The following is a 12,271-nucleotide window of genomic DNA, read 5'->3' on the forward strand; positions in this document are numbered from 1 at the left end:
GACGCATGCAGACGATCGACCTGAGGGGACGCTCCCTCTCCACCGCCGAGATGCTCGCGGCGGTGCCGCGCGCCACGGCCGCCCGCGCCGAAGCGCTGGCGACCGCGACAGAGATCGTGGAGGACGTGCGCGTCCGCGGCGAGGAGTCCCTGCGCGAGCAGGCGGAGCGGTTCGACCGGGTCACGGGGCACGCCATCCGCGTTCCGCGAGAGCACCTCCAGGAGGCTCTCGCCGCCGTGGCGCCGGAGGTGCGTGCCGCGCTGGAGGCCGCGATCGAGCGGGTCCGCCGCGGATCCGCCGCTCAGGTGCCGGAGGATCGGGAGACGCAGATCGGTCCCGGCGCCCGCATCGTCCAGCGCTGGCAGCCGGTCGGCCGGGTCGGCGTCTACATCCCTGGCGGCAAAGCCCCCCTCGCGTCGAGCGTCGTGATGAACGTGGTCCCGGCGCAGGTCGCCGGGGTCGGCAGCATCGCGCTCGCCTCTCCGCCGCAGCAGAGCGAGGGCGGGCGGATCCACCCGACGATCCTCGCCGCGGCCGCTCTGCTGGGAATCGACGAGGTCTATGCCATCGGCGGTGCCGGGGCGATCGGCGCCTTCGCCCACGGGGTCAGCGCGGTCGGGCTCGACCCGGTCGACGTGATCTCCGGCCCCGGGAACAACTTCGTCGCCTCCGCGAAGCGCGCCGTCGCCGGCGTCGTCGGCACCGACTCCGAGGCCGGCGCCACCGAGATCCTCATCGTCGCCGACGACCAGGCCGATCCACGCCTCATCGCGGCCGATCTGATCAGCCAGGCGGAGCACGACGAGCAGGCCTCCGCCGTTTTCGTCACGGATGCCCCGGCGCTCGCCGAGCGCGTCGCTCACGAGGTCGAGGAGCAGGCCGGCCGCACCCGGCACGCCGAGCGCGTGCGGGCGGCCCTGAGCGGTCCGCAGTCCGCGATCGTGCTGGTGGACGACCGTGCCGCGGCGGTCGCGTTCAGCAACGCCTACGCGCCCGAGCACCTCGAGCTGCACCTCGTCGACGCGGCGCAGGCGGCTGCCTCCTTCACGAGCGCGGGCGCCGTCTTCGTGGGCGACCAGACCCCGGTCAGCCTCGGCGACTACATGGCGGGCAGCAACCACGTGCTGCCGACCGGCGGCCAGGCGCGCTACGCGTCCGGGCTCGGGGCGTACACGTTCCTCCGTCCGCAGCAGGTCGTGGCGTACGACCACGCAGCGCTCACCGAAGCGCGCGCCGGTGTGGCGGCGCTGGCCTCCGCAGAGCTGCTGCCGGCGCACGGCGAAGCGGTCGAGGCACGGTTCGCGCCGGTGCCGGTCACCGAGGCGTAGGCTTTCACGAATGCACTGCCCGTTCTGCCGTCACCCGGACTCCCGCGTCATCGACTCCCGCACGAGCGATGACGGTCTGTCGATCCGGAGGCGCCGCCAGTGCCCGGAGTGCGGGGGGCGGTTCACGACCACCGAGACCGCGAGCCTGAACGTGATCAAGCGCAGCGGCGTGATGGAGCCGTTCAGCCGCGAGAAGGTGATCTCCGGCGTGCGCAAGGCGTGCCAGGGGCGGCCCGTGACGGAGGCCGATCTGGCGATCCTCGCGCAGCGTGTCGAGGAGGCGGTGCGGCAGACGGGGGTGTCCCAGCTCGACACGAACGAGATCGGGCTGGCCATCCTGGGGCCGCTGCGCGACCTCGACGAGGTCGCCTACCTGCGGTTCGCGAGCGTGTACCAGGCGTTCGACTCGCTGGAGGACTTCGAGGCGTCGATCGCCGAGCTCCGCGCCGATCACCACGCCGCCGCGGAGCAGACCGCGCTCTGAGGCGGGAGCGGGCGCCTCGGCGGCGGTCGGGATCCACGGCCGCGGACCGGTAGCCTGGCAGGGATGTATGCGCTGCTCTTCCGCCTCGTCCTCGCGCGCTTCGACCCGGAGTTCGCACACCACGCCGGCATGGCCGTGGTGCGCATCCTCGGCGTGCCTCCGTTCTCCTGGATCGCGCGGTCGCTGACGCGCCCATTGCCGGACGACGAGGTCCGGACGCTGGGGCTGACGTTCCCCACACCGTTCGGCATCGCCGCCGGCTTCGACAAGAACGCGGTCGGCGTGCGCGGGCTCTCGGCCCTCGGGTTCGGGCACGTCGAGGTGGGCACCATCACCGCGATCCCGCAGCCGGGCAACCCGAAGCCGCGCCTGTTCCGCCTCATCGCGGATCGCGCGGTCGTCAACCGGATGGGCTTCAACAACGCGGGGGCCGAAGCCGCGGAGAAGCGGCTCTGGAAGCTGCGGCGTTGCCGTCCCTCCGCCGTGATCGGCGTGAACATCGGCAAGAGCCGAGTGGTGGCGGTGGAGGACGCCACCGCCGACTACGTCGCCTCGGCGGTGCGTCTGGCACCGCTCGCCGACTACCTCGCCATCAACGTGTCCTCGCCCAACACACCCGGGCTGCGCGGACTGCAGGCGGTCGAGACGCTGGCGCCGCTGCTGCGCGCGGTGAAGGCCGCCGCGGGCGCGACCCCGCTGCTGGTCAAGATCGCACCGGATCTGCCCGATGACGAGGTCACCGCGATCGCAGAGCTCGCCGTCGCCGAGGGGCTGGACGGACTGATCGCGACGAACACGACGATCTCCCGCGAGGGCCTGGTGACGGATCCCGCGAAGGTCGCCGCCGCGGGGGAGGGCGGGCTCTCCGGCGCGCCGCTCAAGGAGCGTTCCCTCGCCGTGCTGCGCCTGGTGCGCGCCGCGGTGCCGGCGGAGTTCTGCGTGATCTCCGTGGGTGGTGTCGAGACGGGCGCCGAGGTGCGCGAGCGTCTGGAGGCCGGCGCCACGCTCGTGCAGGGCTACACGGCGTTCCTCTACCGCGGACCGTTCTGGGCCCGGCAGATCCGCGCCGGCCTGCGCGCACGCTGACCGGCGGACGAAGAGAAGATCCCGGGCGCATCACGCGCACCGGGATCTTCGTCGTTCTGAGCGGGGGCCGGATCAGTCCGGGTACTGGCCGCGCTTGACCTGCGGCTTCGGCAGGCGCATGAAGCGCATCTGCAGGGAGCGCATCGCCGCGTACCAGGCCAGGCCGCGCTCGCGCTTGTCCTTGCCGAACTTGTCGGCGATCCGGCGGTTCACGCGGATCCCGAGGAAGACCATGTCGATGATCGCGATCGCGATGAAGCCCCACAGACCGACGAACGCCCAGTACGCCACGAGCGTGTTCGGGATCAGCGACACGATGATCACGACGACCATGAGCGCCATGATCCATTCGCTGACGTGCCAGCCGGCGTCGACGTAGTCGCGCACCCAGCGGCGCTGCGGACCGCGGTCCCGGACCGGGAGGTACTTCTCCTCGCCGTTGGCCATCCCGATGCGCTGACGCTCCTGGCGCTGGCGCAGCTCGGCGCGCGCCTGCGCCTTGGCCTCCTTCGTGTCCGGCACCAGCGGACGGCGCCGGGCGGCCTCCTGCTCCGCGCGCGTGGGCGTGCGGCGACCCTTGCCGCTCGTCGCCTCGTCGGCGGAGTCGTCGGGGGCGGGGGTGGGAGTGCTGGGCACGAAGGCTCCTGGATGTCGAGAGAGGAGAAACGGGTGTTCCCTAAGATTACCTGCATGACTTCTCCCTCCTCCTCGGTCACCGCACCCGGTGACGTCGAAGCCGCCGTCGCCGCCGCCGTCTCCACCGGGATCCCCGCCGCGCTGAGCGACCTCGGAGACCTCGTGCGCATCCCCGGCATCGCGTGGCCGGCGTTCGACCAGACGCAGCTGGTGCGCAGCGCGGCCGCGGTCGCGGAGCTCGCCGAGGGCACGGGCGTGTTCGACAGCGTGCGCGTGCTGCGCTCGGCGATCCCCGGCACCGACGAGGTCGGCCAGCCGGCCGTGCTCGCCCGCCGGGCCGCGCGCAACGGCAAGCCGACGATCCTGCTCTACGCGCACCACGACGTCCAGCCCCCGGGGGCGGACGAGCTGTGGGAGACCCCGCCGTTCGAGCCCACGGTGCGCGACGGCCGGCTGTACGGTCGCGGCGCGGCCGACGACAAGGCCGGCATCATGGCGCACATCGCGTCGATCCGCGCGGTCGCGGAATCGCTCGGCGACGACCTCGATCTCGGGATCGCGATGTTCATCGAGGGGGAGGAGGAGTACGGCTCCCGGTCGTTCGCCCAGTTCCTCACCGACAACGAGGACGCCCTCCGCGCCGACGCGATCGTCGTGGCCGACTCGGGCAACTGGGACTCTTCCACGCCCGGCCTCACGGTCTCGCTGCGCGGCGCGGTGCGCTTCACGCTCACCGTGCGCACTCTCGGTCACGCCTCGCACTCAGGCATGTTCGGGGGAGCGGTGCCCGACGCGATGCTCGCCACGATCCGCCTGCTCGACACGCTCTGGGACGAGAACGGATCCGTCGCCGTCGAGGGGCTCACGGTGCGCGACGCCGAGACCCCCGAGTACAGCGAGGAGACGCTGCGCGATGAGACCGGGCTGCTCCCCGGCGTCTCGCCCAGCGGCGACGGGACGATCCTCAGCCGCATCTGGAACAAGCCGTCGGTCACCGTCATCGGCATCGACGCCACCTCGGTGGCCGCCGCGTCCAACACGCTCGCCCCCGAGACCACCGTGGTGCTGAGCTGCCGCATCGCGCCCGGCCAGAGCGCAGACGAGGCGTATGCGGCGCTCGAGGCGCACCTGCGGGCGCACGCCCCCTTCGGCGCCCAGCTGTCCTTCTCAGACCTCGATCTCGGCAACCCCTTCCTCGTCGACACGTCGGGCTGGGCTGTGGGGCTGACGCGCGGGGCGATGGCCGACGGCTACGGCAAGGACCCGGTCGATCTCGGCGTCGGCGGATCCATCCCGTTCATCGCCGACCTCGTCGAGCGGTTCCCGGGCGCGGAGATCCTGGTGACCGGCGTCGAGGACCCGCACGCGCGCGCACACAGCCCGAACGAGTCGCTGCACCTGCAGACCTTCCGCAACGCGGTCGCGACCGAGGCGCTGCTGCTGGCGCGGATGAACGAGATCACCCTCTGACACGCCCGGCATCGAGACGCGGTCGTGACGGCCGCGCTCGATGCCACCCCCGTGCGCGGCGGTAGACTCGAGGGACGGAAACCGTGCCGCTGCACGGCCGATCCAAGGAGCGACATGAGCGACATCACCCTCACCCCCGAGACCACCACCGCGCACGGTGTGAAGCTCACCGACGCCGCTGCGGCGAAGGTGAAGAGCCTGCTGGAGCAGGAAGGCCGCGACGACCTCCGCCTGCGCGTCGCCGTGCAGCCCGGCGGCTGCTCCGGCCTGATCTACCAGCTCTACTTCGACGAGCGCTATCTCGAAGGCGACGAGACCGTCGATTTCGACGGCGTCGAGGTGATCGTCGACAACATGAGCGTGCCGTATCTGGACGGTGCCTCGATCGACTTCAAGGACACGATCTCGGAGCAGGGGTTCACCATCGACAACCCCAACGCGCAGGGCTCCTGCGCCTGCGGCGACAGCTTCCACTGACCCGCGGAATCCCCCTCTCCCACCCCTGCGCCATCCACGCCGAACCTGCGTGGATGGCGTGAATCGGGTGTGAGCTTGCCCTAGACTGGGGTAGCCCACGTCCGTGATCTGAAAGGTGCATCGTGCCCTCGAAACGCCGCCTTCGTTGGGCCGCACTCCCCTTGGGAGTCGCGGCAGCCGTGGCCCTCGCGGGATGCTCTCCCACAGAGCTCCACGGATTCCTTCCGGGCTTCGTCGCCGATGGCACACCCGCCACCAACCAGACCGATCGCGTCGCCGCGCTCTGGGTCAACTCGTGGATCGTTCTCCTCGTCGTCGGCCTCATCACCTGGGGTCTGATGGGCTGGGCCGCGATCGCGTACCGCCGTCGCAAGGGCCAGACCGGCCTGCCGGTGCAGCTGCGCTACAACATGCCGATCGAGATCTTCTACACGATCGTGCCGCTGATCCTCATCTTCGGGATGTTCGCGTTCACGGCTCGTGACCAGACGATCATCGAGACCCAGTACGAGAAGCCCGATGTGTCGATCACCGCGATCGGCAAGCAGTGGGCCTGGGACTTCCAGTACGACGGCACGGAGAAGGACAACTCCGACGCGGTCTGGACCATGGGCGTCCAGGCGCAGCCGGACAAGGCCGGCAACATCGACCAGGCGGCTCTTCCGACGCTGTACCTGCCGGTGAATAAGAAGGTGCACATCACGCTGCAGTCGCGCGACGTGATCCACTCTTTCTGGATCATCGACTTCCTGTACAAGAAGGACATGTACATCGGGAAGGACAACTCGTGGTCCTTCACCCCGACGCGTGAGGGCACCTACCAGGGCAAGTGCGCCGAGCTCTGCGGCGAGTACCACTCGATGATGCTCTTCAACGTGAAGGTCGTCAGCGACGCCGAGTACCAGGCCTACCTGACCAAGCTCAAGGACGAGGGGAACACGGGCGACATCACCGACGCCTACGACCGCCTCACCAACTTCCCCGGCACCGGGAAGCCCACGACCGACTCGGAAGCGAAGTAAGCAGAATGACGAGCACTCTTCCCGACACGTCTGAGGTCGGCGCGCGTCCGACGACGATCCCGCCGCGTCAGGCGGCCCTGCTCAGCTCGACCCGCGTCGAGCAGAAGGGCAACATCGTCGTCAAGTGGATCACCTCCACGGACCACAAGACCATCGGGTACATGTACCTGATCGCCTCGGTGCTGTTCTTCCTCCTCGGCGGCGTGATGGCGCTCATCATCCGCGCCGAGCTGTTCTCGCCGGGCATGCAGATCATCCCGACCAAGGAGCAGTACAACCAGCTGTTCACGATGCACGGCACGATCATGCTGCTCATGTTCGCGACGCCGCTGTTCGCGGGCTTCGCGAACGCGATCCTGCCGCTGCAGATCGGTGCTCCCGATGTGGCCTTCCCGCGTCTGAACGCCTTCGCGTTCTGGCTGTTCCTGTTCGGCTCGACCATCGCGGTCGCTGGATTCCTCACCCCGCAGGGCGCGGCGTCGTTCGGCTGGTTCGCGTATCAGCCCCTCGCCAGCGCCTCGTTCACACCGGGTGCGGGTGGAAACCTGTGGATGCTCGGCCTCGGCATGTCCGGTTTCGGCACGATCCTCGGTGCGGTGAACTTCATCACCACGATCATCACGATGCGCGCCCCGGGCATGACGATGTGGCGCATGCCGATCTTCTCGTGGAACACGCTGATCACGAGCCTCCTCATCCTGATGGCGTTCCCGGTGCTCGCCGCGGCGATGCTGGCTGCGGCCGCCGACCGCGTCCTCGGCGCGCACATCTACGACCCGGCCAACGGCGGCGTCCTGCTCTGGCAGCACCTGTTCTGGTTCTTCGGCCACCCCGAGGTCTACATCATCGCGCTGCCGTTCTTCGGCATCGTCTCCGAGATCTTCCCGGTGTTCAGCCGCAAGCCGATCTTCGGGTACAAGACCCTCGTCTACGCGACGATCGCCATCGCGGCCCTGTCGGTCGCGGTGTGGGCGCACCACATGTACGTCACCGGCGGTGTGCTGCTGCCGTTCTTCGCTCTGATGACGATGCTCATCGCCGTCCCGACCGGTGTGAAGATCTTCAACTGGATCGGCACGCTGTGGCGAGGATCCGTGACGTTCGAGACGCCGATGGTGTTCTCGCTCGGCTTCCTGGTGTCGTTCGTCTTCGGTGGTCTGACCGGTGTGATCCTGGCCTCCCCGCCGCTGGACTTCTTCCTCTCGGACTCCTACTTCGTCGTGGCCCACTTCCACTACGTGGTGTTCGGAACCGTCGTGTTCGCGATGTTCGCCGGCTTCTACTTCTGGTGGCCGAAGTGGACGGGTCGCATGCTCAACGAGCGCCTCGGCTACGTGCACTTCTGGATGCTGTTCATCGGCTTCCACATGACGTTCCTCATCCAGCACTGGCTGGGCGTCGACGGCATGCCTCGTCGTTACGCGGACTACTCCGCGTACGACAACTGGACGTGGGAGAACCAGGTCTCGACGATCGGCGCGATCATCCTGGGCGCTTCGATGCTGCCGTTCTTCCTGAACGTCTGGCTCACCGCGCGCAAGGCGCCGAAGGTCACCGTGAACGACCCGTGGGGATACGGCGCGTCGCTCGAGTGGGCGACGTCGTGCCCGCCGCCGCGGCACAACTTCACGTCGATCCCGCGCATCCGCAGCGAGCGTCCCGCATTCGACCTCAACCACCCGGAGGCCGCAGAGCACCCGGTTGCCGCGGCCGCCGACGGAAAGGGCCACTGACCCATGCGCGACAACATCGTCCTGTGGTGGATCCTCACCGCCTTCTTCGCCCTCATGGGCGTGACGTACACGGTCTGGAACCTCATCGCGCACGCCGGTGAGCCGCCTGTGAAGGCGATCGAATGGGTCGGCACCGTCGCCCTGTTCTTCGCCGCGTTCATGGGCGCGATGGTGGCGTTCTACCTCGACCGCACCCACAAGGCTCAGGGCGGCACGCTGCCCGAGGACATCCTCACGAGCGACATCGACGACGGCGACCCGGAGCTGGGCGAGTTCAGCCCCTGGTCCTGGTGGCCGATCGTGCTGGCCGGCGCCGCCGCTGTCGGCATGATCGCCCTCGCTGTCGGTGTCTTCCTCTTCCCCGTCGCCCTTGCGATCTTCGTCGTGGCGATCGTCGGCTGGGTGTACGAGTACTACCGCGGTCACTTCGCTCGCTGAGCGAAGGTCGTCGAGAGGCCCTGGAGCATCGCTCCAGGGCCTCTTTCGTGCATGGGCGACTGCGTCGAGAGAACGCGCCCCCGTCCCTTGCGCATCGCGCGCGAAACGGATGCCCGACGTCCGTGAGCGATCAGGCGGGAGTCCGGTCAAAGAAAGAGCCACCGCGCTGCTGCGGGGCGCGGACCTCGTCAGGCGCGGGTTCGGATGCGGGCGATGCCGGTGAGGGCGTCCACGGGGCGGCGATGGACACCGTCGGCGTCCTCGACGGGGTAGCCCTCGCGCACCCAGTACTCGAATCCGCCGATCATCACCTTCACCTCGTAGCCGAGCTGTGCGAAGGCCAGCGCCCCCTTGTCGGCCGCGTTGCAGCCGGGGCTCCAGCAGTACACGACCACGGGGGTGTCCAGAGGGATCTCCTGAGGAGCGCGTGCGGGGATCTCGCTGTAGTGCATGTGGATGGCGTCCATGACGCGTCCCTGTGCCCAAGCCTCGTCGCTGCGCACGTCGACGACGGCGATCCGTTCGCCGGCTTTGCGGGCTGCGTGCAGATCGCTCGCATCGGTCTCGTGGGCGAGCTTCGCGGCGAAATAGTCGGCGGAGGTCATGAGGTCAGCGTATCCGCTGCGAGGGGCGGGAATCGCGTATGAGACGGCAACGACGAAGGCCCCGTCAAACGACGGGGCCTTCGAGCGTGCGGGGGAGGGTTACTCGCCCTGTTCCTTCTTGGGGAGCGACTCCGGCGCGAGCGCGGAGCTCGGCGTGTTCGGCGTCTCGCTGACGTGCGAGGTGTCGGCCGGAGCGATCTGGTCCTCGCTCACACCCGCGCGGGCGTGGGAGGCGACGATCTCCTCGTGCGCGCCCTCGTTCACGTCGTGCAGCGTGTGACGCTGGTGGGCGTCCGCTGCCGCGATCTCCGCCTGCGTGAGCGGGGAGAGACGGTCCTCGAAGAACCACCGCGAGATCGAGGAGCGCAGGTTCTGCGTCCACGGGATGCGGCCCTTGGCGTTGGGGCGGACGACAAGCGGCTCGTACACCTCGGTGTCGACGAGCTTCCAGCGGTCGTACACGTCGACGGGCTTGTGCACCTCGATGTACTCGCCGCCGGGGAGGCGGACGATGCGACCCGACTCGTAGCCGTGCAGGACGATCTCACGATCCTTCTTCTGCAGAGCGATGCAGATGCGCTTCGTGACGAAGTAGCTGAGCACCGGACCGACGAAGAGCAGGGCCTGGAGCGTGTGGATGACACCCTCCATCGTGAGCGAGAAGTGCGTCGCGATCAGGTCGGACGACGCCGCCGCCCACAGGGTCGCGTAGAAGACCACGCCAGCGACGCCGATCGCGGTGCGCGTCGCCGAGGTGCGGGGACGCTGCGCGATGTGGTGCTCGCGCTTGTCACCGGTGATCCACGCCTCGATGAAGGGGTAGACGGCGACGAGCACGATGAACAGACCCAGCACCAGTACCGGGATGATGATGCCGAACGACCAGGTGTGGTCGAGGAACACCACGTCGAGGTTCGACGGAGCCAGACGCAGGGCGCCGTCGGCGAAGCCGATGTACCAGTCCGGCTGGGTGCCCGCCGAGACGGGGGAGGGGTCGTACGGCCCGTAGTTCCAGATCGGGTTGATCTGGAAGAGCGAGGCGATCAGGACGATGACGCCGAAGGTGATGAACAGGAATCCGCCCATCTTCGACATGTAGATCGGCATCATCGGGTAGCCGACGACGTTCTCCTCGGTGCGGCCGGGGCCGGCGAACTGCGTGTGCTTGTTGATGACCATGAGCATCAAGTGCAGCACGACCAGGCCGATGACCAGCAGCGGGAGGATCAGGATGTGCAGCGTGTACAGGCGCCCGACGATCTGGTCGCCCGGGAACTCGCCGCCGAAGAGCATGAACGAGGTCCAGGTGCCGATCAGCGGGAGGCCCTTGATCATGCCGTCGATGATGCGCAGACCGTTGCCCGAGAGCAGGTCGTCGGGGAGCGAGTAGCCGGTGAAGCCCTCGGCCATGGCGAGGACGAAGAGCACGAAGCCGATCACCCAGTTGAGCTCACGCGGCTTGCGGAACGCACCCGTGAAGAAGACGCGAAGCATGTGCACACCGATGCCGGCTACGAACGTCAGGGCCGCCCAGTGGTGGATCTGACGGACCAGCAGGCCGCCGCGGATGTCGAACGAGATGCGCAGGGTCGAGTCCAGCGCGGCCGACATCTCGACACCCCGCATCGGGGGGTAGGCGCCGGAGTAGTGCGTCGGCACCATCGAGGCCTGGAAGAAGAACGTCAGGAACGTGCCGGAGAGCAGCACGACGACGAAGCTCCAGAGCGCGATCTCGCCGAGCATGAACGACCAGTGATCCGGGAAGATCTTGCGGCCGAGCTCCTTGACGAAGCCCGAGAGGCTCGTCCGCTCATCGATGTAGTTCGAGAGGCCGCCGACGAATCGGCCGCCCAGAGGCGCCTCCGAGGGCTTCTCCGAGGACTTCGGCTCGGTAACAGTTGCGGTGCTCAATGACGCTCCCAGAAGCTCGGACCGACGGGTTCGTGGAAATCGCTCTGCGCGACGAGGTAGCCCTCGTCGTCGACCGTGATCGGCAGCTGCGGCAACGGACGCGCCGCCGGGCCGAAGATGACCTTGGCGTGCTCCGTGACGTCGAACTGCGACTGGTGGCACGGGCAGAGCAGGTGGTGGGTCTGCTGCTCGTAGAGCGCGACGGGGCAGCCGACGTGGGTGCAGACCTTGGAGTACGCGACGATGCCGTTGTACGACCAGCTCTTGCGCTCCTCGGACTCGATGAGCTGCTCGGGGAGCAGACGCATGAGCAGCACGATGGCCTTGGCCTTCTCCTCGAGGTAGCCGTCCTCGTGGGCCACCTTGCCGAGGGGCTCGGGGATCACGTGCACGGCCGAGCCGATCGTGATGTCCGCCGCGCGGATGGGGGTGCCGTCGGGGTCGTGCGCGAGGCGCATGCCCTTCTCCCACATCGTGTGCTGCAGGAGCTTCACCGGCTGGCCCGCGATCGGGTTCTCCGGAGTGTCCTGGGGGGCGAGACCGCGGAACAGGGCGAGGCCGGGAACGACCGACGCCACGACGGCCGCGATGAGCGAGTTGCGGATCATCACGCGACGTCCGAAGCCGGACTCCTCGTTCGCGTCGGCGAACGCCTGGATCGCGGCCGCACGCGTCGAATCGCGACCGCGCGTGGGGTGGCGGTACTCGACGTGCTCGTGGTCGGCCATGATCGCCTTCGACCAGTGGATCGCGCCGATGCCGAGGGCGAGCAGCGCGAGGGCGATGCCGAGACCGATGAACAGATTGTTGTAGCGCACATCGATGAGCGAGCCGCTCTCGATCGGGAACAGCATGTAGGCGGCGACCGCCCAGATGCTGCCCGCGAGCGACAGGTAGAAGAGCGTGTAGACCGTGCGGACGGCGGCCTTCATCGCCTTCGGGTCCTGGTCGGTGACGCGAGCGCGGTGCGGGGGCAGCCCGGGGTTCAGCGCGGGGTCGCTGACGTCGACGCTCAGCCCAGCCGGAGCCTGATAGGTCCGGTCAAGAGCGTGCGGGTCGTCGTGTGCCATGGTTCTCCTCG

General features: G+C 68.6%; 12 protein-coding genes. 8 read left to right on the forward strand and 4 right to left on the reverse strand.

The window, feature by feature from the left end:
* Positions 1-5: 5 nt before the first annotated feature.
* From hisD to NFX31_RS06925, 3 genes are all read left to right on the forward strand, one after another.
* Positions 6-1,328, forward strand: coding sequence for a histidinol dehydrogenase (hisD, locus tag NFX31_RS06915; RefSeq protein WP_091475774.1), 1,323 nt, complete (start codon positions 6-8; stop codon positions 1,326-1,328).
* A gap of 10 nt (positions 1,329-1,338) precedes the next feature.
* Positions 1,339-1,812, forward strand: a complete 474-nt coding sequence (gene nrdR / locus NFX31_RS06920) for a transcriptional regulator NrdR (protein ID WP_045252345.1) — start codon at positions 1,339-1,341, stop codon at positions 1,810-1,812.
* A 63-nt stretch (positions 1,813-1,875) separates the two neighbouring features.
* Complete coding sequence (locus tag NFX31_RS06925) at positions 1,876-2,898, forward strand: quinone-dependent dihydroorotate dehydrogenase (protein ID WP_262957058.1); 1,023 nt, start codon at positions 1,876-1,878, stop codon at positions 2,896-2,898.
* A 72-nt stretch (positions 2,899-2,970) separates the two neighbouring features.
* On the opposite strand, the gene NFX31_RS06930 is transcribed toward NFX31_RS06925, so the two are convergent.
* Positions 2,971-3,534: a DUF3043 domain-containing protein gene (locus tag NFX31_RS06930; RefSeq protein WP_045252343.1), complete on the reverse strand. Its 564-nt coding sequence runs from the start codon at positions 3,532-3,534 to the stop codon at positions 2,971-2,973.
* 54 nt (positions 3,535-3,588) lie between these two features.
* Here NFX31_RS06930 and NFX31_RS06935 point away from each other — a divergent pair, with 54 nt between their 5' ends.
* From NFX31_RS06935 to NFX31_RS06955, 5 genes are all read left to right on the forward strand, one after another.
* On the forward strand, positions 3,589-5,004 hold the full coding sequence (locus NFX31_RS06935) for a dipeptidase (RefSeq protein ID WP_262957059.1): 1,416 nt from the start codon (positions 3,589-3,591) through the stop codon (positions 5,002-5,004).
* A 114-nt stretch (positions 5,005-5,118) separates the two neighbouring features.
* Positions 5,119-5,481 (forward strand): iron-sulfur cluster insertion protein ErpA, encoded by a 363-nt coding sequence (gene erpA, locus NFX31_RS06940; RefSeq protein ID WP_045252341.1) that lies wholly within the window; start codon positions 5,119-5,121, stop codon positions 5,479-5,481.
* Positions 5,482-5,603: 122 nt separating this feature from the next.
* Entirely contained in the window at positions 5,604-6,503 is a 900-nt protein-coding gene (gene ctaC / locus NFX31_RS06945) for an aa3-type cytochrome oxidase subunit II (protein ID WP_045252340.1), read from the forward strand.
* A gap of 5 nt (positions 6,504-6,508) precedes the next feature.
* Positions 6,509-8,236, forward strand: a complete 1,728-nt coding sequence (ctaD, locus tag NFX31_RS06950; RefSeq protein WP_045252339.1) for an aa3-type cytochrome oxidase subunit I — start codon at positions 6,509-6,511, stop codon at positions 8,234-8,236.
* 3 nt (positions 8,237-8,239) lie between these two features.
* On the forward strand, positions 8,240-8,674 hold the full coding sequence (locus tag NFX31_RS06955; protein WP_045252338.1) for a cytochrome c oxidase subunit 4: 435 nt from the start codon (positions 8,240-8,242) through the stop codon (positions 8,672-8,674).
* 188 nt (positions 8,675-8,862) lie between these two features.
* Here the strand turns inward: NFX31_RS06955 and NFX31_RS06960 are convergent, their stop codons facing one another.
* From NFX31_RS06960 to qcrA, 3 genes are all read right to left on the reverse strand, one after another.
* Complete coding sequence (locus NFX31_RS06960) at positions 8,863-9,279, reverse strand: rhodanese-like domain-containing protein (protein WP_045252337.1); 417 nt, start codon at positions 9,277-9,279, stop codon at positions 8,863-8,865.
* Between the two features lie 99 nt (positions 9,280-9,378).
* Entirely contained in the window at positions 9,379-11,190 is a 1,812-nt protein-coding gene (qcrB, locus tag NFX31_RS06965) for a cytochrome bc1 complex cytochrome b subunit (protein ID WP_262957060.1), read from the reverse strand.
* Positions 11,187-12,260 carry a cytochrome bc1 complex Rieske iron-sulfur subunit gene (qcrA, locus tag NFX31_RS06970; protein WP_045252335.1) on the reverse strand — a complete coding sequence of 358 codons (1,074 nt, stop codon included), beginning with the start codon at positions 12,258-12,260 and terminating at the stop codon, positions 11,187-11,189. Before qcrA ends, qcrB begins: the two co-directional genes overlap by 4 nt.
* Between the last annotated feature and the right edge of the window lie 11 nt (positions 12,261-12,271).

It is taken from the genome of Microbacterium azadirachtae (assembly GCF_025583665.1).
In the GTDB taxonomy this organism is placed as follows: Bacteria; Actinomycetota; Actinomycetes; order Actinomycetales; family Microbacteriaceae; genus Microbacterium; species Microbacterium azadirachtae.

What these genes read in the sequence shown, in the direction of transcription:
- erpA (WP_045252341.1), top strand. Translation starts at nt 5,119, where the DNA reads ATGAGCGACATCACCCTCACCCCCGAGACCACCACCGCGCACGGTGTG.
- qcrA (WP_045252335.1), bottom strand. Translation starts at nt 12,260, where the DNA reads ATGGCACACGACGACCCGCACGCTCTTGACCGGACCTATCAGGCTCCG.
- NFX31_RS06960 (WP_045252337.1), bottom strand. Translation starts at nt 9,279, where the DNA reads ATGACCTCCGCCGACTATTTCGCCGCGAAGCTCGCCCACGAGACCGAT.
- nrdR (WP_045252345.1), top strand. Translation starts at nt 1,339, where the DNA reads ATGCACTGCCCGTTCTGCCGTCACCCGGACTCCCGCGTCATCGACTCC.
- NFX31_RS06925 (WP_262957058.1), top strand. Translation starts at nt 1,876, where the DNA reads ATGTATGCGCTGCTCTTCCGCCTCGTCCTCGCGCGCTTCGACCCGGAG.
- ctaD (WP_045252339.1), top strand. Translation starts at nt 6,509, where the DNA reads ATGACGAGCACTCTTCCCGACACGTCTGAGGTCGGCGCGCGTCCGACG.
- hisD (WP_091475774.1), top strand. Translation starts at nt 6, where the DNA reads ATGCAGACGATCGACCTGAGGGGACGCTCCCTCTCCACCGCCGAGATG.
- NFX31_RS06955 (WP_045252338.1), top strand. Translation starts at nt 8,240, where the DNA reads ATGCGCGACAACATCGTCCTGTGGTGGATCCTCACCGCCTTCTTCGCC.
- NFX31_RS06935 (WP_262957059.1), top strand. Translation starts at nt 3,589, where the DNA reads ATGACTTCTCCCTCCTCCTCGGTCACCGCACCCGGTGACGTCGAAGCC.